This window comes from Actinoallomurus bryophytorum (genome assembly GCF_006716425.1).
GTDB classification, from domain to species: Bacteria; Actinomycetota; Actinomycetes; order Streptosporangiales; family Streptosporangiaceae; genus Actinoallomurus; species Actinoallomurus bryophytorum.
The window spans coordinates 4602793-4624867 of the sequence record NZ_VFOZ01000001.1 but is presented as its reverse complement, the minus strand read 5'-3'; the positions used below and the strand labels follow the sequence as shown (position 1 = coordinate 4624867).

Here is a 22075-nt window from a genome sequence, read left to right as displayed (position 1 = left end):
GCTCTCCTACTAGTGCGACGAGCGGGACGAGGCCCGTATCGACACCCGTGGAAAGAAACCGACTGGATTTCTGGAAAGCCGCCTAGCCCAGGTAGTCGAGCTCCAGGTGCGCGGACACCACCCAGTTGGGCATGTCGACCACTTCGGAAATCTTCAGGTCGGCGGCGACGCTGGCCAGCAGGTACGCGTCGGCGGCGGACAGGCCCGTGCGCCGTACGACCTCACGTACGAGGGCACGGGTGGCCTCCTTCGCCGCCTCCATCAGGTCCGGGCCGACGCCGGTCGTCGCCAGTGCGGCGCCGGTGCGGTGGGTACGCGGGTGCGTCTCGATGATCGGCGTGCCCGGCGCCTCGCCGGGGAGCACCTCGACGCGCAGCCGCACGACCGCCTCGGTCTCCACGCCGGTGCCGGCGACCTCGCCGTCGCCCATCGCGGCGTGCGCGTCTCCCAGGGAGAGCAGCGCGCCGTCGACGCCGACCGGGAGCACGAGCCGCGCTCCGGGGCCGATGTGGCGGACGTCGAGGTTCCCGCCCCAGCGGCTCGGCGGGACCATCGGGTGCGGGCCGGGCTCGGGCGGTGCGACGCCGATGGTGCCGATCATCGGCACGACCGGTACGGACACGCCCGGCAGCAGCTCGGCGCGACCGTCGGCGATCGTGGAGATGCGCAGGTACGGGTCGGGGAAGTCCTCGGCGAGCAGGCCGAAGCCGGGGATGCTGGCGGTCCAGCCCCACGACCCGACCGAGATCTCCAGGATGTCGATGACCAGCGCGTCGCCCGGCCGCGCGCCCTCGATCGCGAACGGGCCGGTGACCGGGTTGACCCGGCCGAAGTCGAGGCCGGGCACGTCGGCGGCGGTCGAGCCGGCGTGCAGCTGGCCGTCGCCGGCGTCGGCCGTCTCGACGGTGATCTCGTCGCCGGGGGTGATCGTGGCGATCGGGGCGATGTCCCGGTCCCAGGTGGCGTGCGTCTCGGTGCGCTTGACGTGCATTCAGTCCTCTTGTTCGTTCAGTCGTGCTCGGCGATGAAGGCGGCGACGGCCTCCAGGCAGGCGTCCTTCTCCTCCACATGGGGCATGTGGCTGGAGTTCTCGAAGATCTGCCACCGCACGTCGGGGATGCGGTCGGCGTACGGCTGGACCACCTCGGGCGTCGCCTCGTCGTACCTTCCGGAGATCAGGAGCGCGGGCGCCGTGACGCGGTCGAGCCGGTCGATGATGGTCCAGTCCTTCAGCGTCCCGACCACGTGGAACTCGCTGGGTCCGTTCATCGTGTGGTAGACGGTCGGGTCCTCGTCCATCGCCGCGAACGTCCGCGCCACCTCCTCCGGCCAGGGGATCCGGCAGACGTGACGGTCGTAGAAGACACGCGTCGCCGCCGCGTACTCCTCCGAGTCGGTCGTGCCGGCCTCCTCGTGCCGCAGCAGTGTCGCCTGTACGTCGGCGGGGAGCTGTTCCCGCAGCCCGTTGGCGGCGGCCAGCCACAGCTCCATCGAGGCCGGCGAGTCGGCGATCACGACGGACCGCAGGCCCACGGGCCGGGTCACGGCGTGCTCGGCGGCGAGCATGCCGCCCCAGGACTGGCCCATGACGTGGTACCGGCCGGCGATACCCAGCTCGGCGACGAGGTTGTCCAGCTCCGCCGTGAACAGGTCGACGGTCCAGAAGTCCGCGCCCTTGTCGGGCAGGTGCGTGGACCCGCCGTTGCCGAGCTGGTCGTAGTGGATGACCGCCCGGCCCGTGTCGGCCAGGCCGGTGAGGGAGTCGAGGTAGTCGTGCGTGCAGCCGGGACCACCGTGCACCACGACGAGAGGGGCCTTGTCCGCGTCCAGCGATCCGGTCACGCGGTACCACGTCCGGTAGCCGCGAAAATCAACGTGTCCCTCGGTCACCGGCAGACCCTCCTGTGGGGTGCGGATAATGCTCACCGCAGCATAGGAGGGAAAAGGTCCGGTTTCCAGACCTTAACCGACGGTAAGCCACGAGAGCGTACGCACGTCGCCGCATCGGCCGGGTATGTAGGCGGCATGCCGATTCTCGTTGGCACGTCCGGATGGCAGTACAAAGACTGGCGGGGACTGCTGTATCCGCCGGGGCTGGCGCAGAACCGGTGGCTGGCGACGTACGCGAGTGGTTTCGGGACCGTGGAGAACAACAACGCCTTCTACCGGCTGCCGGCCCCCGAGCTGTTCGAACGCTGGCGCGACCTGACGCCTCCGGACTTCGTGATGGCCGTCAAGGCGAGCCGCTACCTGACCCACATCAAACGCCTCGTGGAGCCGGAGGAGCCGGTCGAACGGCTGATGAACTCGGTGCGCGGCCTCGGCGACCGGCTCGGGCCGATCCTGGTTCAGCTCCCGCCCACGCTGCGGGCCGAGCCGGAGCGGCTCGACCGCTGCCTGCGCGCCTTCCCTCCGGGCGTACGGGTCGCCGTCGAGCCCCGTCATGTCTCCTGGTGGACCGACGAGGTACGCGGCCTGCTGACCGAGCGCGGCGCGGCGCTGTGCTGGGCCGACCGGCTCGGCCGGCCGGTGACACCGCTGTGGCGGACCACCGGGTGGGGGTACGTGCGGTTCCACGAGGGTGCCGCGAGCCCCTGGCCCGAGTACGGCGACCAGGCGCTGCGCAGCTGGGTACGGCGCGTCGGCGATCTCGACGACGTGTACGCCTACTTCAACAACGACCCCGGCGGCGCCGCCGTACGCGATGCGATCCGATTCGCCGGGTTCGCCCGCGCCGCCGGACTGCGGGCCGGCCGTACTCCCGAGCCGTCCCTCGCGCGGGCCTGAGCGGCCCGTACCTGCAGCGGTCACGGGCACTCACGTCAACGTCCGGCGGGCCTGATGGTCGAGAAATTGACGCGAGCGAGAACTGATCATGACTGATGTCCGGGCATACCGGGTTCATCACACCAAGGATCGCCCGCTCGGAGGAGCGGTCCCGTACCTAGGAGCATCACGATGGGATTCTTGCGCTCGCGCCGCCCGATAATGCCCCTCGCCATCTGGGCCATGACCGCCGCCCTCGCGTACGCGGCGGGCAAGCGTCAGTCGATCGGCCGGAAGGCCGGCGAGCACGCCAAGGCAAAGGCGTTCAAGCGCCGTGCCCGTAAGGCCGCGGCCCGGTCGCGGGCCTGATCCGAACCTGCCCCACGCACTTTCCGCACCGATCGATCGTCAACGAGGGTCCGTCCGCCGCACGCGCCCCGCGGCCGCACCGGCGGACGCCCCGCGGTCACCGCCGTGGGCCTCGACCGGCCGGATCGGCGGATCCCGGCGAAGGATCACGGCCGCCGGGAGGTCGGCCCCGCCGATCGCCGGCCGCCGAGAGCAGCTGAAGCTTTTCATGGCTCTCGCTGCCCGGCACGGCGGTGAACACCAGCAGTGCCTGTGACCGGTCGGGGTCGACCAGGGTCTGGCGGTTGAGCTCGAGCACGCCGAACTGTGGATGCTGGATACGGGTCGGCTCGCAGTACGGGCCCATGACGGGATGTTCACGCCAGATCGCGGCGAACTCCGGGCTGGCAGCCAGCAGGACCTCGACCATCGCGGCCGCGCGCGAACCGTTGCCGTCGCGGGCGTACGCGGCGTACAGGCCGGCCGCGATGAGGCGGCCGTGCATCGGGTGGTCCTCCTCGGGATAGACGAACCGCGAGACCGGGTCGGTGAACCAGCGGAAGTGCAGGCTGCGTGCCATCCCCGTGTAGCCGCTCTCGTCGCCCAGCAGCGCGACCGCGAGCCGGGTCTGCCTGAGCGTCTCGCCGAGATGGCTCATCACCTGCGCGGGGGTGTCCTCCAGCCGGTCGAGGATGCGCATCACCCCGGGGTTGATGTGATCGTCGCGTAGGACTCGCCGCGGGACGGCATGGCCGGCGAGGCGGAACAGCTGGTCGCGCTCGTCGGGGGAGAGGCGCAGACCGCGGGCGATCGCGGCGAGCATCTGCTCGGACGGGTTGGGCCCGCGCTGCTGCTCGATCCGGCTGTAGTAGTCGGCGGACATGCCGCACAGCGCCGCGACCTCCTCACGGCGCAGCCCGCCGGTACGGCGGCGCTGCCCGCGTGGCAGCCCCACGTCCTCGGGTTGCAGTGCCTCTCGCCGCGTCCGCAGGAAGCCGGCGAGCCGGACCCGGTCCATGAGACGAGTCTCCCCTCGGGCCCCTCGCCCGCGGAATCCGACCCCGGCCGGCCGCTCGGAGCCGCCCCGCGGCGGCCTCACGGGCCGGCCCGCAGGCGGCGCGGGGGTGGCTCAGGAGGTCCAGCCGGGGTCGCGGCCCGCCAGGCCGAGAGCGCGGTCGATGACCGAGGCCGACGGGGAGACCGCCACCTCCGGCCCGAACGCCCCGTACTCACGTGCCATGCCGGCCATCGACGAGACCTGGTCGAACAGGGCCAGGGCCAGATCGTCGTCGAGGGTGAGCTTCTGGCCGCTCGCCACGGCCAGGTCCCAGGCGTGCAGCAGGAACTCGCCGAACACGAGGCCGCCGAGCATCTCGGCGGGCATCTGCATCTGCCCGGAAAGGCTGCTGGTGCCCTCCCAGGCGGCCGGCTCGGACCAGGCCGCTGCCGCGGCGCCCGCGCCCTCCGCGTACCGGTCCGCCCAGCCGGGCTCGGCGGTGATGTCGCGGGTCTCGTCGGGTGCGCCCGTACCCGGCTGCTTGAGGGCGGCGGCCCGCGCACGCCCCGTCATCCAGCCCGACAGGTGGCCGAGCAGGGCGCGTACGTCGTACTCGGGGCACGGCGTGGACCGGTCGAGCGTTTCGGGCCCGAGGCCCCGGACGACCTCGTTCGAAGCGTCGGCCGCACGAACCATCAGCGTCCGCAGTTCCATGAGTCTCTCCCTCCAGGTGACAGACGGCCCAACGTAGTGACGTACCGGCCAGGCGGTCTTGAACAAATGCGACACTGACGGCATGACGGCAGGCGGCCAGGCTCACCGCGGCGGGCGGGGCATCCTGAACCGCCGTACGGCATGGGAGCGCTTCCAGGTGGACCGCCGGACGCCCGCCGATGACCTCGTCGGAGTCGCCGACTACCTGTGGATTCTTACCTGGGATCTTCGCGGCCGTGAGCCGCACCGGCAGCGGGTCCTGACCCACCCGGTGGTGAACATGACGTTCACGACCGGCGGGCGTGCGCGCGTCGTCGGAGTCGTCCGCGACGTGTTCACCGAGACGATCGAGGGCCAGGGCCGCGTCGTCGGCGTGTGCTTCCGGCCGGGCGGGTTCCGGCCGTTCCTGGACGGGCCCGTGTCCGCGATCACCGACCGGTTCACGCCGGTCGAGCGGATCTTCGGCCCGGAGGCGCGCACCGTCGCGGACGCGATCATCGCCGAGCCCGTGACGGACCGGGCCGTGGCGCTGCTGGAGGACTTCCTGCGGTCACGCCTGCCGGAGACGCCGGACCCGATGGCCGCCGAGGTGATCGCGATCGTGGAGCGCATCGCCGCCGAGCCCGCCCTGCTGCGGGTGGACGAACTGGCCGGGGGCCTGGGCATCGGGACGCGGCGGCTGCAACGGATCTTCGCCGAGTACGTCGGCGTGGGCCCGAAGTGGGTGATCCGCCGCTATCGGATGCAGGAGGCGGCGGAGCGCGCCGGAAAGGGCGCCGGCGTCGACTGGGCGGCGCTTTCCATCGAGCTCGGCTACGCCGACCAGGCCCACTTCACGCGCGACTTCTCCCGTGCGATCGGAACCTCCCCCGCCCAGTACGCTCGGGACTGCTGACCGCAGCGGTGACCATCGTGCGCGGCGGCCTCACATAGCATGAAAATCGATCTAATCGGCAGGAGGACTTTCCAGGTGAGCCCCGCTAGCGCACCCAGCCGCGCACTGCTGTTGGAAGGCATTCACCCCGACGCGGTCGCCGGTCTGGAAAAGAACGGCTACGCCGTCGAGACCGTCGCGCGAGCCCTCGACGAGGACGAGCTGATCGCCCGGATCGGCGGCGTCGAGCTGCTCGGCATCCGCTCCAAGACCAGCGTCACCGAGGCGGTGCTGTCCGCCGCGCCGGACCTGCTCGCGGTCGGGGCGTTCTGCATCGGCACGAACCAGATCGATGTGGCGTCCGCGTCCGAGCGGGGCGTCGCGGTCTTCAACGCGCCGTTCTCCAACACCCGCAGCGTCGTCGAGCTGGTCGTCTCCGAGATCATCGCCCTGACCCGGCGGCTGTTCGACAAGAACGCGGGCATGCACGCCGGCATCTGGGACAAGTCCGCCGAGGGAAGCCACGAGGTACGCGGACGGCGGCTGGGCATCGTCGGGTACGGCAACATCGGCAGCCAGCTGTCGGTCCTCGCCGAGAACCTCGGCATGTCGGTGTTCTTCTACGACACCGCCGACAAGCTCGCGCTGGGCAACGCGCGCCGCTGCTCCAGCATGGACGAGCTGCTGGCCACCGTCGACGTCGTGACGCTCCACGTGGACGGCAGGCCGGGCAACAGCGATCTGTTCGGCGAGGCGGAGTTCGCGCGGATGCGGCCCGGCAGCCTCTTCCTGAACCTCTCGCGCGGCTTCGTGGTCGACCACCAGGCGCTGCGCCGCCACATCGAGTCCGGGCACCTGTCGGGCGCGGCCATCGACGTGTTCCCCGACGAGCCCAAGGCGCGCGGCGACGAGTTCGTCTCCGAGCTGCGCGGGCTGCCCAACGTCATCATCACGCCGCACATCGGCGGGTCGACCGAGGAGGCGCAGCAGGACATCGGCCGGTTCGTCGGCGGCAAGCTGCACGACTTCGTCTCCACCGGCAACACCGCGCTCAGCGTGAACCTGCCGGCCGTGTCCCTGGCCTCGCAGTCCGGCGTCCACCGGCTGACGCACCTGCACCGCAACACCCCCGGCGTGCTCGCGACGATCAACAGCGTCCTCGCCGACCACGACGTCAACATCGAGGGCCAGCTGCTCGGCACGCGCGGCGACCTCGGCTATGTGATCACCGACATCGGCAGCCAGTACACCCCGGATGTGATCGGCCAGCTCCGTGAGCTGCCGACGACCGTCCGGCTCCGCCTTCTGTCCTGAGCCTGTACGCGAGACGGCGCGCCCGCCGGTCCCCGTACGGGACCGGCGGGCGCGCCGTTGCTCGAGTGGGGTCAGTCGGGGAGGTTGAGCTCGGGAGCCGCGTTGAGCTCTGCCTCCTCAGCGGCGACGGCCGCGTCGACCTCGGCGCTGGTAACGGCGAGCCGCACCGCGACGAAGTAGGTGATCAGGGCCCAGACCGCGACCAGGATGATGTCCCACCAGTCGGGGATCTTGCTGTTGCCGCCGTACCGGCCCAGGGCGCCGATCACGAGCAGGCCGACGAACCACGGCCAGATCCAGGCGGAGGCCTTCCAGTTCAGCGAGTCCCGCTCTGCCGCGGGCGTCGTCGCCCTGGTGATCGCAAAGATGATCAAACCCAGGACGGACGCCAGCCCGAGCTTCCACTCAGCCTGGAAGCTCGACCAGTAGATGATGAGGTTGGCCGAGACGAACGCGATCGGTGCGAGCAACTGATGAGCGGGCAGGCGGTACGGCCGCACTCTTTCGGGGTCGCGGAGCCGCAGAGCGCGCAGCGAGATCGGCGCGAAGGCGTACATGATCGCGGTGGCCGAGGTGACCAGGCCGACCAGCGACTGCCAGCTCGGGAAGGGCAGGAAGGCGATCTCACCGACGATGAACGCGATGATGATCGAAACGAGCGGCACGCCCTTCTTGCTGACCTGCGCCACCGGCTTGGGGAGCGCCCTCTGGCGTCCGAGGGCGTAGGACAGGCGGGAGGACGTCGCGGTGTACACCAGGCCGGTGCCCGCCGGTGAGATCACGGCGTCGGCGTACAGCAGCCACGTCAGCCAGGCGGCGCCGGCGCCGGTCGCGAGCGTCGCGTACGGGCCGAAGTCACCCTTGCCGATCGGATTGGCCCAGCCGTGCGCGAGGTGGCTCGGGTCGAGCGCGCCGATGAACGCGATCTCCAGCAGGATGTAGACGATGGTGCCGATCACGGTGGCGGTGATGACCGCGCGGGAGACGTCCTGCTGTGGCTTCTTCGCCTCACCGGCCAGCTGGATCGCCTGTTCGAAGCCCTGGAGGGCGAAGACCACACCCGCCGGTAGCGCCGCGAAGATGCCGTGGGCACCGAAGGGCATGAACCCGCCGCCGGCCGTGAAGTTGCCCGAGTGGAACGTCAGCAGCAGCAGGACGACGATCGTGATCAGCGGGATGGCCGTCTTCCACACCACGGTGATCGAGTTGGACTCCGACAGGAGCTTGACCCCGACGATGTTGATCACGATGAACAGGAGCATGAAGACGGAGGCGATGAGCAGCCCGGTGCCGGTCAGCGTGCCGTCCTCATGCAGCATGGTGACGTTGTTGTGCACCCAGCTGATGTGGTCGGAGTAGGACAGCGTCGCCTCGACCTCGATCGGGGCGATCGACACCGCCTGCAACCAGGCCATCCACCCCGCGCTGAAGCCGGCCATCGGCCCGAAGACGAAGGCGGGGAAGCGCGCCGTGCCGCCCGCGATCGGGTAGGCGGCGCCGAGCTCGGCGTGTACGAGGGCGAGCAGGGCCAGCATGATCGCGGCCAGGACCCAGGATAGCAACGACGCGGGGCCGGCGAGCTTCGCCGCCGTCAGTGCCCCCAGCAGCCAGCCCGACCCGATGATCGAACCCAGGGACACGAACATGAGTCCCCAGAATCCGACATCTCGGCGCAGATGTCGCTCTGAGCCGACTGCGCCTGTCGTGGTGGTCGCCATACTGCCTCCATAAGCAGGGGTTCATCCGGGGCGCGACACGCGCGCGTACCGCCTACGGCGCTACCGGGCAGGGGGGTGACCGGCGGCCGGTTACGGACCGCAGAGCGCGAATACTGGGGGGAGACTAAGCCCATCCGGACCCCCGCGCAACGGATGAAAGTCCTGGCCAAGGCCTATTTGGTCAATCTGAGACCCAACTCATTCAAGTCTTGGCAAAGTCAAAGTAAAGGCCGATTGAGACTCTGCGTGACGGGAAGATCGCTTTGTTCGGCGTGAGGTTGAAGTCCACGAGACATTCGAACTCATGTTCGATAGAGTATGGACATGAGGCGTCGAACGTGCGATCACCCGGTCCAGGTCGAGATCCGCGGCGACATTCCGGCGTGTTTCCGTCAGGACGACTGCGACTACGAGGTCATCACCTTCCTCAAGATGCTCGCCCTGCGCCGCCCGCAGGACGACGTGGACACCCAGCTCTGGCAGGTACGTGCCCGGTCGTCCTGCACCCCGGAACGGACGTACGAGCTCGAGTGCGACCACGGTCGCTGGCGCATGACGGCCATCTGGAGCTGACCGGACAGGCTTGGGCGCATGACGACGATCGGACGAGGCGGCCTGATAGTTTGACAATCCGGAAATAACGCCACGTTTTCCGGCGAGAGTGCACGAAGCGATCGGGAGTTTCCCGCGTAGATTGGCGCATATCTCCCCGGGGACCTGGAGGCAGCAGGTGACCGAGCAGGCATGGTTACCGCAGGGCGTCGACGCACACCGTCCTACGGACGCGAGGGTTCACGACTACGCGCTGGGCGGTAAGGACAACTACGCCGTTGACCGTGCTTACGCCCACAAGCTGCTCGCATTGGCGCCCGAGCTCAGCCGGCCGCCCGTCGAGAACGCCAAGTTCACCCGGCGCGTGATCCGGCACCTGCGCGACATCGGAGTCCGCCAGTACCTGGAGCTCGGCTGCGGCCTGCCGCGCCGGGGCAACGTGCACGAGGTCGCCGGCCCGGACTCGACCGTCGTCTATGTCGACTACGACCCCGTCGCCGTCAGCCACTACCGGGCCGTCCTCTGCGGAAACGACTCGGCGGGCGCGATCCACGCCGACGCCACGAAGCCCGGCCAGATCCTGTCCAACCCCGTGGTCCAGCAGCTGATCGACTTCGGCAGACCGGTGGCCGTACTCATGACGTACATGCTCCACCTCATCGCCGACGACAAGGACCCGGCCCGGATCCTGCGGGAGCTCAGCGCGCCGCTGGCCGCCGGCAGTCACCTGGTTCTCACCCATGTCACCGGCGAGGAGGTCTCGGCGGCCGAGGTGGAGGCGCTCTACGCGGTGTGCGCGGAGCTGAGGGAGCCGGTGACGCTGCGCGGGCGTGCCGCGTTCACGGCGCTGTTCGACGGCTTCGACCTGCTCGCGCCGGGCATCGTGCCGGCCCCCGACTGGCGTCCCGACCGCCCCTACCGCGCACCGACCGGCTGGGTGCTGGCAGGCGTAGGACGCAAGCCATGACGCCCCTGATCGCGGCAGCCCGCCTTTGTCGCGGAGGGTCCTGCCGTTTTCTCACGCGCTGACAGGGAGTTCCTTCCCGATCCGCCCCCACGGTGCGGGAAGGAACTCCCTGTTCATCGGCCCCGGCGGTCCACGCCTGGGCAACACGCTCCGCGGGTAACCCGCGATGCGTCCGTACCGCTCCCGTTCGCGCCCGTCCCCCGACAGGGCGCGGGAGAGCGATCACCGCACTAACGCCCTCCCCAGCGATTCGGCGACGGGTCACCAGCCGGCTTTACGCTGTGAAACACAGCGGCCATCATCACCGGCCCCAAACCCCCCTCTCGTCACTGGCTCGTCGGCGTTGGACCGGCGGCGTGAACCCCCCAGCTCACTCCGCGCGGGCATCGAGTATCGTCAGAGCGATCCAGCGAATGCCGCCCTCCGGTTCCCCGGAGATGATCCGGCCCCCCGTTCATCTGCCTCAAGTGTCGCCGCCGGCCGCGGCCTCGGCTAGATACGGATTCACGAATTACTTCTCCTCCGCGTCGTGGAAATCACGGGAGGCCCCCTTGGGAGAACGACGGCCATCGGATGACTCCTCGGCGTTGGACGACGCCGACTGGCGGCAGCTCCACGAGATATGCCTTGCCGTCGTGGAGGACCTGCCCGGTCTCGCCGCGATCATCACGGACCGCATCCGGGCCGAGAACCCCGTCTACGCGACTCTCCCCTGGGAAGAGCACGTGAGGTTCATCTACGAACAGGCGGAGGAACTCCTCGCGGGCCTGGCCGAGCACCGCCTGCCCACACGGGAACAGGCCGCCGCCAGAGAGCTCGGCAGCCGCCGGGCCCGGCAGGGTCTGCCCGTCGAGGTCCTGCTCTCCTCGTACCACATCGGTTACCAGGAGGTATGGAACGCGCTGCTGGTCAAGGCCGGCGCGGACGAGGAGGAGCTGCCCCCGGGACTCGTCAGGCTCGTCACCCTGATGTGGAGCTGGCTGCGGCTGAGCAGCGGTGCGGCGGCCGACGCCCACCAGGAGACGCTCAGCTCCCAGCAGGCCATGCAGATCAACCTGACCCACCGTTTCCTGCGAATCCTGCGCGGCGGCGACACCCACTCCGAGGAGGCCACGCACCTCGCGCGCATCCTGTCCTTCGACCCGGACGGGACCTTCCAGGCGTTCTGTGTTCCTTCCGCGTCGCTGCCGGAGCAGGATCTCGTCCACCTCCAGCAGCGGCTCGCCCGCCACAGGGGCACGGTCCAGTCCGCGAACCAGGGCACCGCGACGATCATCGTGTGCCAGAACGTGGCGAGTGATGCCATCACCGACACCATCCACGAGAGCCACCCCGACCTGCCCGTCGGCGTGGGCCTACGCAGGCTGAGCCTGACCGGTGCCGCCGCGAGCATCGTGGACGCGGAGCGTACGTCCGCCCTCGCCGCACAGACCGGCGGAGTCGTCGACTTCCAGAACGAATGGCTGTTCGCCACCCTGCTCACCCACCGCCGCGAACTGGCACCCCTGTTCCAGACCGACCAGAGCGTCACCGGCCTGCCGGAGCATCTCGGCGCGGCGGTCCGCGCCTACGCCGATCACGGATTCTCGGTGACGGCCGCCGCCCGTGCACTGCACATCCACCCCAACACGGTCACCTACCGCCTCGACCGCTGGCACCAGCTCACCGGCTGGACCCCACGCACCCTCGACGGCCTGATGAAGTCACTTCTCAGCCTCAGCCTGTTCCCCACCCCCGAAGACCCCTCGGCGACCCACGTCCCGGAGTGACGGCTACGGCGCGGGTCCGGGGCGGGGTCGGCTGGTCTAACAGGGACTGTGGGCTTTAAAGGCGAAGGTGGGTCGGAGGTGGGTGTGGGAACTCAGAGGTGCTGGGGTTAGAGGTAGAGGTGGTTGGGAGTCAGAGGTGGTTGGGGTTGAAAGTGACAGTGGCGATGAACGGCGGGCGAGGGCGTAGGTCGGCGCGGAACGCGACCCGAGCCAAGCACAACCTGATCTGAGCGAAGCGGACCGAAGATGAGCGGGGGCGGAACGCGACCAACCGAAGCCCGACCGGACCCAGCCCATCCAACCCGACCGGCCCCGATCCCAGCCCGAGCCCGGACCCGCCCAAGCAGGTCCGAAGCAGAGCCGGAAACGGAGGTCGTAAATGAGCGCGGAGCAGGAGCGGAACGCGACCTGACCGAAGCCCGGCCCGACCCGAACCCAAAGCAGACGAAAGCCAAGCCGACCGGCGCCCCGAGCCGAGCGGGATCTGAGCCGAGCGGGATCTGAGCCGAGCCTGACCGGAGCTGAGCCCACCTGGCTTCGAATGAAGTGCCGGCGGAGTGGGTGAGAACGGGTTGGGAGCGGAACATGACGCGGCCGAACCCCGACCCGAACGGATGGCGGGGTGACGACGCCGCTGGTGCACGACAAGACCCGGCGAGCTACCCGATCACCTGCCCCACGACTACCTGCCCAACCCCCACCTGACCGCCTGCCCGGCCAACCGTGCGGCCGGCGCGGGAGGCGTTCACTGGTGCTCTAGGCGCAGAGATCATCCTGATCGGGGACATACCGCAGCATTCGCACCAATCCGCCGTTCGCCTCACTCCGAAATACCTGTGAGCCGAGCGAAGCGATGGGGAGCAGATGCGGATAGCGGTCATCGGTAGTGGCGTGGCGGGGCTCACCGCGGCGTACGTGCTGGCCCGGAACTCTGACGTGACCCTCTACGAGGCCGACGAGCGTCTCGGCGGGCACGCGCACACCCATGACGTCGGTGGGCTTGCCGTCGACTCCGGGTTCATCGTGCACAACGACACGACGTATCCCCTGCTCACAAGGCTCTTCCGCGAGCTCGGCGTCCAGACGCAGCCATCCGAGATGAGCATGTCGATCCGTTGTCATGGCTGCGGTCTGGAGTACGCCGGCGGACGAGGGCCGGGGGGGCTCCTCGTCCGCCGGCCGGGCCTTCGCTACCTGCGGATGCTCGCCGAGGTGCCGCGCTTCCACCGCGCCGCCCGTGCCGTGCTCGATGACGGCGCACACGAGAGTCCGCCCCTCGGCGAGTTCCTCGACGGCTACTCCCCCTACTTCGTCGCGCACTTCGCCACGCCTCTGGTCGCCGCGGTGTGGTCGTGCTCGCCCGCCGACGCCATGCGCTACCCGGCGCGGTACCTGTTCTCGTTCCTGGCCAACCACGGGATGCTCTCGGTGACCGGTGCGCCGCAGTGGCGGACCGTCACCGAGGGCAGCCGCTCGTACGTCGACCGGATCGCCAAGGAGCTCACCTCCGTCCGCACCGGCGAACAGGTCCGCGAACTGCGGCGTACCCCCGGCGGCGTCACGTTGCGGGCCGCGGGGGACACCGAGGACTTCGACGCCGCCGTCGTGGCGACCCACCCCGACCAGGCCCTGCGCGTTCTCGCCGAACCCACGCCGGCCGAACGGGACACGCTGGGTGCCTTCCGGTACTCCCGCAACGAGGCCGTGCTGCACACGGACGGTTCGGTGCTGCCGGAGCGCGCCCGCGCCTCGTGGAACTACACGATGCCCTCCTGCGTGGCGAGCGCCGACCGGGTGAAGGTCAGCTACGACCTGAACCGCCTGCAACGGCTCGAGACCTCGCAACCGCATGTCGTCACGCTCGGCGAGGAGATCGCGGAGCGGCACGTCCTCGCGCGCATGGTCTACGAGCACCCCGTCTACACCCCCGAGTCCGTCGCCGCGCAGGCACGGCTGCCGGGGTTGGACGACCGCAGGATCGTGTTCGCGGGCGCGTACCACGGCTGGGGGTTCCACGAGGACGGCTGCCGCTCGGGCGTCGAGGCGGCCCGCGCGCTCGGTGGTGTCTGGTGACGGCCTCGCTGTACGCCTGCCAGGTCACGCACGTACGCGCGGCACCGCTGCGCAACGCGTTCACGTACCCGGTGTACCTGTGGCTCTTCGACGTCGACCATCCGCCGCGCGGCTTCCTGCCCGGCGACCACTTCGGCGGCCGCACGCTCCGGCAGGGGCTGACGGACTTCCTCGCGGGGCGCGGTGTCGGGCCGGTCGGACGGATCCGGATGCTCGCCCAGCCCAGAGTGCTCGGCCACGTCTTCAACCCGCTCAGCCTGTACTGGTGCGAGGCCCCTGGCGGGACGCACGTGGTCGCCGAGGTCCACAACACGTACGGCGAGCGTCACGGCTACCTCCTGCGGCCCGGACAGACCCGGCTCGACAAGGAGTTCTATGTCTCACCGTTCTATCCGGTCGACGGGAGGTACCGGATGAGCCTCCCCGAACCCGGCGAGAACCTCGCCGTCACCGTGACCCTGCACCGGGCCGGCGACCGGCCCTTCGTCGCGACCGTACGCGGCGAGCGCACCCGCGGACGTGTCGTACGCCGGGCGCTCGCGACGCTGGCCGTACCCCTGCGCATCCGGCGCCAGGGCATCGGCCTGTACCTGCGTGGACTCCCACGGAAGGAGAGACCCAGTTGAACTGGCCGGACATCGAGCGAGTGCCGCACTCGGCCGTCCGCGCCGCCGTGGCACGGCGGCTGTTCGCCCGCGTCGCCGCACGCCTGTCACTGGAGGTCGAGCTGCCGGACGGCGTCCGCCCCGGCACCGGACCGCGCATCGTCTTGAGGCGGCCCGGCGCGTTCTTCCACCGGCTCGGCGTGGACGGGCTGATCGGCGTCGGCGAGTCCTACATGGCGGGCGACTGGGACGCGCCGGACCTGCCCGCGCTGCTCACCGAGCTCGCCGCGCGCATGAGCACACTGGTGCCGCCACGCCTGCAGTGGATACGCCGCTGGTATGCCAGGCGCATCCCCGATGACGGCTCCATCGCCGCGGCCAGGCAGAACATCCACCACCACTACGACCTGTCCAACGACCTGTTCGCCGCGTTCCTGGACAAGACCATGACGTACTCCAGCGCGCTGTTCGCCGACGGCGACACCCTGGAGGACGCGCAGCGGCGCAAGATCGACCGGCTGCTCGACCTGGCGGAGGTCGGCCCGGGGAGCCGCGTGCTGGAGATCGGCACCGGCTGGGGCGAACTGGCCATCCGTGCCGCCGCCCGCGGCGCGCGCGTCGAGTCGATCACGATCTCCGAGCAGCAGCGCAAGCTGGCCATCGAGCGGGTCGCCGACGCCGGGTACGCCGACAGTGTCGCCGTCGAGCTGCGCGACTACCGCGAGGCCGAGGGGTCCTACGACGCGATCGTCAGCGTGGAGATGGTCGAGGCGGTCGGCGAGCGGTACTGGCCGGTCTTCTTCGCGACCCTCGACCGCCTGCTGGCCCCCGGCGGACGGGTCGCGCTGCAGGCGATCACGATGCCGCACGACCGGATGCTCGCCACCCGTGACACCTACACCTGGGTGCAGAAGTACATCTTCCCCGGCGGCCTGCTGCCCTCGGTCGAGGCGCTCGAACGGGCGATGTCCGCGACCTCGCTCCGGCTGGCCGGGCAGACCCGGTTCGGCCAGGACTACGCGCGTACGCTGCGGCTCTGGCGCGAGCGGTTCGAGGCGGCCGACGTCGAGGACCTGGGGTTCGACGCGATCTTCCGCCGCATGTGGACGTTCTACCTGGCCTATTCCGAGGCCGGGTTCCGCTCCGGATACATCGACGTCCGGCAACTGCTCCTGGAGAGATCCCCATGACCGTCGCGGCCAAGCTGGAACCACTTCTGGAGACGCTGTTCGGCGGCGAGCCACCGGTGCGCGTACGCGCCTGGGACGGCAGCGAGACCGGTCCGGACTCCGGCCCCGTCCTCGTGCTGCGGTCGCGGCGTGCCCTGCGCCGGATCCTGTGGAGTCCGGGCGAGCTCGGCCTGGCACGTGCGTACGTCACCGGCGACCTCGACGTGGAGGGCGACCTCGCCGAGGGCCTGCGGGCCGTCTGGGCGGGACGCCCGGCCGCGCCGAAGGTGCCGTGGGTACGTGCGCTCGCGCTGGCCGTACGGCTCGGCGTGGTCGGTCCGCGGCCGCTGGCGCCCGAGTCGGAGGCACGGGTCTCCGGCCGCCCGCACACTCTCCTGCGCGACCGGGCCGTGATCGCGCACCACTACGACGTCCCGGCCGCGTTCTACGAGCTGCTGCTGGACGAGTCGATGGCCTACTCCTGCGCGTACTTCGACGATGACGACCTGGCGAAGGCACAACGCGCCAAGCTCGGCATGATCTGCCGCAAGCTCGGCCTGCGGCCGGGCATGCGGCTGCTCGACGTCGGCTGCGGCTGGGGTTCGCTGTCGATCCACGCGGCCGCCGAGTACGGCGTGCACGTCACGGGTATCACGCTGTCCGAGGAGCAGGCGGCGTACGCGCGTTCCCGCGCCGACGGGCTCCCGGTCGAGATCCGGGTCCAGGACTACCGCGAGACCGACGACGGCCCGTACGACGCGGTCGCCGCCATCGAGATGGGCGAGCACGTCGGCGCCGAGAACTATCCGATCTTCGCCGCGCGGCTCCACGACCTGGTGCGGCCGGGCGGGCGGGTGCTGATCCAGCAGATGTCGCGGCACGCCGGCGCGGCGCCCGGCGGCGGCCCGTTCATCGAGACCTACATCGCGCCCGACATGCACATGCGGCCGGTCGAGGACACGGTCGGGCTGCTGGAGGATGCCGGGCTGGAGATCGAGGGGCTGCACGGGCTGCGCCAGGATTACGTGCGCACCGCCGAGGCGTGGTCGCGGAACCTGGAGGCCCGCTGGGAGGACGCGGTCCGCCTGGTCGGTGAGGAGGGCGCCCGCGTGTGGCGGCTCTACCTCGCGGGCGGCGCGCTGGCGTTCGAGCAGGAGCGGATGGGCGTGGACCAGATCCTCGCGATCCGGCAACCGGCAGAGGAGACTTCATGATCTTCGGTTGGACTCTCGCGACCGTCGTGGTCGTGCTGGCCGTGACGTTCGTGGTCGCCCGCTCACTGGGCCGGCACAACGTGATGGACGTCGCCTGGGGCCTGGGCTTCGCCGCCGTGGCGGTGGTGGGGTACGCGACCTCGGACGGCGACCACGGCCGCCGGCTGCTGGCCGTCGCGCTGACCGCGATCTGGGGCGTACGGCTGGGCGCGCACATCGCCTGGCGTTCGCGCGGGGGCGAGGAGGATCCGCGCTATGCCGCGCTCCTCGACCGCGCGCCGGGGAGCCGCGACGCGTACGCGCTGCGCAAGATCTACCTCACGCAGGGGCCGATCATGTGGTTCGTCTCGCTGCCGGTGCAGGTGGCGATGCTGGAGAAGGGTCCGATCGGCGTCGCGGCGTGGATCGGTGCCGCGCTCTGGCTCGTGGGTTTCTTCTTCGAGACGGTCGGGGACCGGCAACTGGCCCGGTTCCGCGCCGATCCGTCGAGCCAGGGTCAGGTGATGGACCGGGGACTGTGGCGGTACACCCGGCACCCGAACTACTTCGGCGACGCGTGCGTGTGGTGGGGGCTGTTCCTGATCGCCTGCGACCACTGGGCCGGGCTGCTGACGGTGCTCTCGCCGGTGGTGATGACGTTCTTCCTCGTCAAGGGCACCGGCAAGCCGCTGCTCGAGAAGGGGATGCGCAAGACACGCCCCGGGTACGCGGAGTACGCGGCGCGGACGAGCGGCTTCCTCCCCTTGCCACCACGGCGTCTGCCACCACGGCGTTCCGTCTGATGGAATTCTCTTCTGTCATGTAGAATTCCGGCATGTTCGACCTCAGCGGGCGGACCGCCCTGGTCACCGGGGCGCGTACGGGCATCGGACGTGGCATCGCGGCGGGGCTGGCGCGGGCCGGGGCCGACCTCGTGCTGCACGGTCACCGCGACGACCTCGACGAGGTCGAGGAGGAGGTCGTACGTGCCGGCCGGCACGCCCGCCGCTGGGTGCTCGACCTTTCCGACCCGGCACGGGTCGCCGAGGCGGCGGCCGGCCTGCCGCCGATCGACATCCTGGTCAACAACGCCGGCATCATCCGGCGGGGCCCGGCGCTGTCACAGTCGGCGGCCGACTGGACCGACGTGCTGGCGGTCAACCTCGACTCGGTCTACTTCCTGACCCGCGCCGTGGGCGCCGGCATGGTGGAACGCGGCTCGGGCAAGGTCATCATGGTCGCGTCGCTGCTGTCCTTCCAGGGCGGTCTCAACGTCGCCGGCTACACCGCGAGCAAGCACGCCGTGGCGGGCCTGACCCGCGCCCTGGCCAACGAATGGGCCCCGCACGGCGTCCAGGTCAACGCCATCGCCCCCGGCTACATCGTCACGAACAACACGGACGCGCTCCGCTCCGACGACGAACGCGAGGCGGAGATCCGCGCTCGCATCCCCGCCGGCCGCTGGGGCCACCCGGAGGATCTGGCGGGCGCGGCCGTCTTCCTGTCCTCCCCCGCCGCCGACTACGTGACCGGCCACATCCTGGCGGTCGACGGCGGCTGGATGGCCCGCTGAGCAGCGGGCCGTTCAGAGGCCGGCGGGAGCGCTGAGGATAGGCTCTGCCTGTGGTAACACGGACCGGCGGTGGCTCCATCGACAAGGCGCTCACGGTGCTCGAAGCGCTCGCGGAGCATCACCGGGTGACCGACATCGCGGCCGGCACCGGACTGCCGAAGTCGACCGTGCACCGCATTCTGCAGTCGCTCGTCGACCGGGGGTTCGCCCGCGCCGACGGCAGCGGCGGATACCTGCCCGGCCCCCGCATCCTCACGCTCGCCGGCAAGGTGATGAGCCGCTTCGATCCCGCCCAGCACGCCGACTCGGCGCTCCAGCGCCTGCGCGACCGGACCGGGTTCACCGTGCACTTCGCCGTCCGCGGCGGCGACGAGGCGGTCTACGTGCGCAAACTCGAGGGCCTTCGCCCGTACCAGATGGCCTCCCGGGTCGGCATGAGCATGCTCCTGCACTCCACCGCGATCGGGAAGGCGGTCCTCGCCCAGCTGCGCGACGACGAGGTCACCGCGATCACGTCGCGTACCGGTCTCGCACGCCGCACCCAGCACACGATCACCGGCCTGGACGCGCTGCTGGGCCATCTCGCCGAGGTGCGGCGCCGCGGCTACTCGGTCGACGACGAGGAGAACGAGGCCGGCATCCGCTGCGTCGGCGCTCCGGTCTTCGACCACACCGGCACCGTCATGGGCGGAATCTCCGTCTCGGGCCTGGCCTTCGAGGTCGCCCCGGACGACGAGACGCTGGGACTACACGTCGTCACGGCCGCCCGTGAGGTCTCCCTCGCCCTCGGCGCGCCGTCCTAAGGCTCACGGAGCCGGCGAGCCGAGGTCGCAGACGGAGAGATGGCCGTACCGGTCGCCGATCCGGTAGTCGCACGGGTCCTCGGACCGGTACCAGGACGGTGCCGGGTCACGCTCGTGATGGTGAACCCTGATCGCCGTGGCGGTCACGGCGCACGTGGCCGAGATCAGTGCGCAGATCATGCGGACGCGGAACCTGTTCTGCGGGGCCATGCCGGATTAGAGGGCCGTCGGCACCTCGCCGGTTTCACCGTCGGGCCGGCGTCTTCAGTCGCCGGACAGCAGGGCCTCGATCTCCGCGGCGGTGGCGACCCGGCCCGTACCGCCCTGGCCCGCCAGGGACACTGAGGCCGCGGCGGCGCCCCCGCGTACGGCGTCCACGAGGGACGCCCCGCGTGCCAGGCGGGCGGTGAGGACCCCCGCGAACGCGTCACCCGCACCGGTCGCGTCGACGACGACCGGCGCCGCGACGGCCGGGACGTCGTACCTGTCCTCCGCCGTGGCGATGTGGACACCTTCGGGACCCCGCGTCACGGCGGCGGCAGCGGCGCCCAGCCCCAGGCAGAGGGCGGCCGCGCGCTCGGCGTCCGCGGTGTCGAGCAGTGCGACGCTGTCGGCCGGGCAGGAGGGCGTGACCAGGGCGGCATGCGGCGCGACCTTCTCCAGGATCTCCCGCGCGGCGGTGGCGGTCGTCAGGCGGCCGCGGAAGTTCGGGTCGTAGACGACCTTGCCGCGGGCCTCCTCGGCGGCGGCCACGACGGCGGCGGCACAGGAGTCCGACAGGGCGGCGGTGATCCCGCTCAGCAGCACCGCGCCGGCCCCCGCCACCGGGGCGGCCGTCACGTCGGCGGGCGACAGGCGCGAGGCCGCGCTGCCGAAGCGCATGTAGGCGAAGGCCCGCTCACCGTGCGGGTCCGCGCCCACGGCGTACGCGCCGGAATGTCCTGGTCCGCGCCACATCCAGCGCGTGTCGATGCCGTGGGAGGCCGCGAAGGCGATCAGTCGCTCACCGAACTCGTCCTCCCCGGTGCGCGTGACCAGGGCCACGTGCGCGCCGGTGGCGGCGGCCGCCACGGCGGCGTTGAGCGCGTCGCCGGAGAAGGACAGCCGGAACGTGTCCGCGCTGGTCAGGGCCTCCGAGGCGGAGAACTCGACCAGGGGTTCGCCGATGACGACGACCTCGGGCCGCTCCCTCATGAGGGCTCCCCTTCGAGCAGCTCGCGTACGGCCTTCGCCGGATCCGGCGCCTTGACCAGGTCGGAGCCGACGCCCACCGCGTACGCGCCGGCCGCGAGGTAGTCGCGGACCTCGCCCAGGCCGATCCCGCCGGTCGGGACGATCCGCGCCCCCGGCAGCACGGCCAGGACCGAGCGCAGGTAGGCGGGGCCGCCGACGTGGGCGGGGAACAGCTTCGCGATGCCGCGCCCGGACGCCGCGGCGACCTCTGCCGGGGTGAAGCCGCCCTCGAGGAACACCGTGCCCGTCTCGTCCGCGAAGGCGCGGACCGCCTGGGCCGGGTACGGGCTGACCAGGAAGTCGGCCCCCGCCTCGACCGCGCGGCGCGCGTCCTCGCCGGTCGTCACGGTGCCGGCACCGAGCACCGCGTCGGGATGCGCACGGCGCAGACCGGCGAGTGCCTCCGCCCAGCCCGGGGTGGTGGCGGTGAGCTCGACGACGCCGAGTCCGGCGCCGAGAAGCGTCTCGGCCGCCCGTACGGCGCTCGCGGCGTCGGAGGTCCGCAGCACGGGCAGCAGGCGCGCCGCCGCGATCGCCTGCTCGATCTCGTCGTGGTCCATCCTGGCCCCTTCCGTTCCGCTGTACGGGACGTCGTTCTACATTATGAAGGATGCGAGGTCAGAGGCGCGAGGGTGGGGGTGATCGGCTTGTCGCTGGGCCCGGCACCTCCACAGGCCAGGCCGGCCGGGGGAAGCGCCGTCTGCCGGCGTGCCGTGCCTGGTCTTCGGCGCTTGGGCGCCGTTTCGACGTGCTCGCCGGCAGGTCAGCGGTGGCGGAGCATGGCGGTGGTCAGGACCGCGCGTAGATCGGGGGGCATCTCGGCGCACAGGAGCACGGCCATGTCGTTGCCGGGCGGCGAGGAGGACAGGCCGACCTTCACCCCGCGTGCGTCCACCAACTCGGCGCCCTGCTCGATGGGGCGGACCGTGCCGATCAGGACCAGGCCCTGCCGGACGACGATCCGGTCGTCGGCGTAGTGCCGGAACTCGTAGCGGACGGCCGTCTCGCCCTGGCGGATCTGGACCACCTTTTTCGCGACCTTGGCCCGCCAGAGCGTATGACCACGCGCGTTCTTCAGCTTGACGCCGTCGTGATAGGTCTTCGCCATGGCCACCAGCCGGCCGCGCTTGGTGTATCGGCCCGCCTTGCCCGCGATCGTGACCTTCGCGCCACCGAGCCGGCTGGTGATCGTCGTCACGCCGTTGCGCCAGACGACGGCCACTAATGATCCGTTGGGGCGGCCGGTGACCCGCAGGAAGGCCGGCAACGCCGTGGCGGAGGGCTGAATGGAGATCGAGGGTGCCGAGGAGGTACGCGCAGCGCCGCCATTGCCGCATCCGGCGAGCACGACCAGCGCTACCACCAGCAGCCTCTTCACCGGGCCTCCCGAACGATGGCCGGATGTCG

Annotated in this window: 23 protein-coding genes; 14 read left to right on the top strand and 9 right to left on the bottom strand. The window is 70.7% G+C overall.

What is annotated here, in order from left to right:
• Positions 1 to 82 precede the first annotated feature (82 nt).
• Both FB559_RS21915 and FB559_RS21910 read right to left on the bottom strand, forming a co-directional pair.
• Positions 83 to 991 (bottom strand): acetamidase/formamidase family protein, encoded by a 909-nt coding sequence (locus FB559_RS21915; protein WP_141957378.1) that lies wholly within the window; start codon positions 989 to 991, stop codon positions 83 to 85.
• 17 nt (positions 992 to 1008) lie between these two features.
• Positions 1009 to 1890, bottom strand: a complete 882-nt coding sequence (locus tag FB559_RS21910; RefSeq protein WP_246121879.1) for a proline iminopeptidase-family hydrolase — start codon at positions 1888 to 1890, stop codon at positions 1009 to 1011.
• 135 nt (positions 1891 to 2025) lie between these two features.
• Between FB559_RS21910 and FB559_RS21905 the strand changes: the two genes are divergently transcribed.
• Entirely contained in the window at positions 2026 to 2787 is a 762-nt protein-coding gene (locus FB559_RS21905; protein WP_141957377.1) for a DUF72 domain-containing protein, read from the top strand.
• Positions 2788 to 2958: 171 nt separating this feature from the next.
• Positions 2959 to 3135, top strand: a complete 177-nt coding sequence (locus FB559_RS44015; protein ID WP_185792333.1) for a hypothetical protein — start codon at positions 2959 to 2961, stop codon at positions 3133 to 3135.
• A 97-nt stretch (positions 3136 to 3232) separates the two neighbouring features.
• Here the strand turns inward: FB559_RS44015 and FB559_RS21900 are convergent, their stop codons facing one another.
• Together FB559_RS21900 and FB559_RS21895 are read right to left on the bottom strand one after the other, a co-directional pair.
• Positions 3233 to 4132, bottom strand: coding sequence for a helix-turn-helix transcriptional regulator (locus FB559_RS21900; RefSeq protein WP_141957376.1), 900 nt, complete (start codon positions 4130 to 4132; stop codon positions 3233 to 3235).
• Positions 4133 to 4243: 111 nt separating this feature from the next.
• Entirely contained in the window at positions 4244 to 4825 is a 582-nt protein-coding gene (locus FB559_RS21895) for a TIGR03086 family metal-binding protein (RefSeq protein ID WP_141957375.1), read from the bottom strand.
• Positions 4826 to 4907: 82 nt separating this feature from the next.
• On the opposite strand from FB559_RS21895, the gene FB559_RS21890 reads away from it, so the two are divergent.
• Positions 4908 to 5720: a helix-turn-helix domain-containing protein gene (locus FB559_RS21890; RefSeq protein ID WP_141957374.1), complete on the top strand. Its 813-nt coding sequence runs from the start codon at positions 4908 to 4910 to the stop codon at positions 5718 to 5720.
• A 75-nt stretch (positions 5721 to 5795) separates the two neighbouring features.
• The gene (gene serA, locus FB559_RS21885; protein WP_246121877.1) at positions 5796 to 7013 is read left to right on the top strand and encodes a phosphoglycerate dehydrogenase; all 1218 of its coding nucleotides are present in this window, start codon (positions 5796 to 5798) and stop codon (positions 7011 to 7013) included.
• Positions 7014 to 7084: 71 nt separating this feature from the next.
• Here the strand turns inward: serA and FB559_RS21880 are convergent, their stop codons facing one another.
• Positions 7085 to 8731, bottom strand: a complete 1647-nt coding sequence (locus tag FB559_RS21880) for an APC family permease (protein ID WP_281286277.1) — start codon at positions 8729 to 8731, stop codon at positions 7085 to 7087.
• A 324-nt stretch (positions 8732 to 9055) separates the two neighbouring features.
• Here FB559_RS21880 and FB559_RS21875 point away from each other — a divergent pair, with 324 nt between their 5' ends.
• The 10 genes from FB559_RS21875 to FB559_RS21835 all read left to right on the top strand — a co-directional run bounded on the left by FB559_RS21875 (position 9056) and on the right by FB559_RS21835 (position 19435).
• Positions 9056 to 9304: a hypothetical protein gene (locus tag FB559_RS21875; RefSeq protein ID WP_141957371.1), complete on the top strand. Its 249-nt coding sequence runs from the start codon at positions 9056 to 9058 to the stop codon at positions 9302 to 9304.
• Positions 9305 to 9461: 157 nt separating this feature from the next.
• Entirely contained in the window at positions 9462 to 10250 is a 789-nt protein-coding gene (locus FB559_RS21870; RefSeq protein WP_185792332.1) for an SAM-dependent methyltransferase, read from the top strand.
• 551 nt (positions 10251 to 10801) lie between these two features.
• Positions 10802 to 12019 carry a PucR family transcriptional regulator gene (locus FB559_RS21865; RefSeq protein WP_141957369.1) on the top strand — a complete coding sequence of 406 codons (1218 nt, stop codon included), beginning with the start codon at positions 10802 to 10804 and terminating at the stop codon, positions 12017 to 12019.
• 864 nt (positions 12020 to 12883) lie between these two features.
• Positions 12884 to 14092 carry an NAD(P)/FAD-dependent oxidoreductase gene (locus FB559_RS44755; protein ID WP_141957368.1) on the top strand — a complete coding sequence of 403 codons (1209 nt, stop codon included), beginning with the start codon at positions 12884 to 12886 and terminating at the stop codon, positions 14090 to 14092.
• Complete coding sequence (locus FB559_RS44750; RefSeq protein ID WP_221640122.1) at positions 14089 to 14718, top strand: DUF1365 domain-containing protein; 630 nt, start codon at positions 14089 to 14091, stop codon at positions 14716 to 14718. The genes FB559_RS44755 and FB559_RS44750 overlap by 4 nt, the downstream gene beginning before the upstream one ends.
• Positions 14715 to 15887, top strand: coding sequence for an SAM-dependent methyltransferase (locus FB559_RS44745; RefSeq protein ID WP_221640121.1), 1173 nt, complete (start codon positions 14715 to 14717; stop codon positions 15885 to 15887). Before FB559_RS44750 ends, FB559_RS44745 begins: the two co-directional genes overlap by 4 nt.
• The gene (locus FB559_RS21850; protein ID WP_141957366.1) at positions 15884 to 17080 is read left to right on the top strand and encodes an SAM-dependent methyltransferase; all 1197 of its coding nucleotides are present in this window, start codon (positions 15884 to 15886) and stop codon (positions 17078 to 17080) included. The genes FB559_RS44745 and FB559_RS21850 overlap by 4 nt, the downstream gene beginning before the upstream one ends.
• Positions 17077 to 17862: a DUF1295 domain-containing protein gene (locus tag FB559_RS21845; protein ID WP_141957365.1), complete on the top strand. Its 786-nt coding sequence runs from the start codon at positions 17077 to 17079 to the stop codon at positions 17860 to 17862. Before FB559_RS21850 ends, FB559_RS21845 begins: the two co-directional genes overlap by 4 nt.
• 32 nt (positions 17863 to 17894) lie before the next feature.
• On the top strand, positions 17895 to 18632 hold the full coding sequence (locus FB559_RS21840; RefSeq protein WP_141957364.1) for an SDR family oxidoreductase: 738 nt from the start codon (positions 17895 to 17897) through the stop codon (positions 18630 to 18632).
• A 50-nt stretch (positions 18633 to 18682) separates the two neighbouring features.
• Positions 18683 to 19435 (top strand): IclR family transcriptional regulator, encoded by a 753-nt coding sequence (locus tag FB559_RS21835; protein WP_141957363.1) that lies wholly within the window; start codon positions 18683 to 18685, stop codon positions 19433 to 19435.
• A gap of 3 nt (positions 19436 to 19438) precedes the next feature.
• Here the strand turns inward: FB559_RS21835 and FB559_RS21830 are convergent, their stop codons facing one another.
• The 4 genes from FB559_RS21830 to FB559_RS21815 form a co-directional block, all read right to left on the bottom strand.
• Positions 19439 to 19645 carry a hypothetical protein gene (locus FB559_RS21830; RefSeq protein WP_141957362.1) on the bottom strand — a complete coding sequence of 69 codons (207 nt, stop codon included), beginning with the start codon at positions 19643 to 19645 and terminating at the stop codon, positions 19439 to 19441.
• Between the two features lie 54 nt (positions 19646 to 19699).
• Complete coding sequence (locus FB559_RS21825; RefSeq protein ID WP_141957361.1) at positions 19700 to 20629, bottom strand: PfkB family carbohydrate kinase; 930 nt, start codon at positions 20627 to 20629, stop codon at positions 19700 to 19702.
• Positions 20626 to 21228: a bifunctional 4-hydroxy-2-oxoglutarate aldolase/2-dehydro-3-deoxy-phosphogluconate aldolase gene (locus FB559_RS21820; protein ID WP_141957360.1), complete on the bottom strand. Its 603-nt coding sequence runs from the start codon at positions 21226 to 21228 to the stop codon at positions 20626 to 20628. Before FB559_RS21820 ends, FB559_RS21825 begins: the two co-directional genes overlap by 4 nt.
• 203 nt (positions 21229 to 21431) lie before the next feature.
• Positions 21432 to 22046, bottom strand: a complete 615-nt coding sequence (locus tag FB559_RS21815) for a hypothetical protein (protein WP_141957359.1) — start codon at positions 22044 to 22046, stop codon at positions 21432 to 21434.
• Between the last annotated feature and the right edge of the window lie 29 nt (positions 22047 to 22075).

Excerpts from the sequence above, each read along its gene's own strand:
- FB559_RS21820 (WP_141957360.1), bottom strand. The coding sequence starts at position 21,228 with ATGGACCACGACGAGATCGAGCAGGCGATCGCGGCGGCGCGCCTGCTG.
- FB559_RS21830 (WP_141957362.1), bottom strand. The coding sequence starts at position 19,645 with ATGGCCCCGCAGAACAGGTTCCGCGTCCGCATGATCTGCGCACTGATC.
- FB559_RS44755 (WP_141957368.1), top strand. The coding sequence starts at position 12,884 with ATGCGGATAGCGGTCATCGGTAGTGGCGTGGCGGGGCTCACCGCGGCG.
- FB559_RS21840 (WP_141957364.1), top strand. The coding sequence starts at position 17,895 with ATGTTCGACCTCAGCGGGCGGACCGCCCTGGTCACCGGGGCGCGTACG.
- FB559_RS21915 (WP_141957378.1), bottom strand. The coding sequence starts at position 991 with ATGCACGTCAAGCGCACCGAGACGCACGCCACCTGGGACCGGGACATC.
- FB559_RS21850 (WP_141957366.1), top strand. The coding sequence starts at position 15,884 with ATGACCGTCGCGGCCAAGCTGGAACCACTTCTGGAGACGCTGTTCGGC.
- FB559_RS21895 (WP_141957375.1), bottom strand. The coding sequence starts at position 4,825 with ATGGAACTGCGGACGCTGATGGTTCGTGCGGCCGACGCTTCGAACGAG.
- FB559_RS21845 (WP_141957365.1), top strand. The coding sequence starts at position 17,077 with ATGATCTTCGGTTGGACTCTCGCGACCGTCGTGGTCGTGCTGGCCGTG.
- FB559_RS21905 (WP_141957377.1), top strand. The coding sequence starts at position 2,026 with ATGCCGATTCTCGTTGGCACGTCCGGATGGCAGTACAAAGACTGGCGG.
- FB559_RS21880 (WP_281286277.1), bottom strand. The coding sequence starts at position 8,731 with ATGGCGACCACCACGACAGGCGCAGTCGGCTCAGAGCGACATCTGCGC.
- FB559_RS44015 (WP_185792333.1), top strand. The coding sequence starts at position 2,959 with ATGGGATTCTTGCGCTCGCGCCGCCCGATAATGCCCCTCGCCATCTGG.
- FB559_RS21900 (WP_141957376.1), bottom strand. The coding sequence starts at position 4,132 with ATGGACCGGGTCCGGCTCGCCGGCTTCCTGCGGACGCGGCGAGAGGCA.
- FB559_RS21890 (WP_141957374.1), top strand. The coding sequence starts at position 4,908 with ATGACGGCAGGCGGCCAGGCTCACCGCGGCGGGCGGGGCATCCTGAAC.
- FB559_RS21825 (WP_141957361.1), bottom strand. The coding sequence starts at position 20,629 with ATGAGGGAGCGGCCCGAGGTCGTCGTCATCGGCGAACCCCTGGTCGAG.
- FB559_RS21875 (WP_141957371.1), top strand. The coding sequence starts at position 9,056 with ATGAGGCGTCGAACGTGCGATCACCCGGTCCAGGTCGAGATCCGCGGC.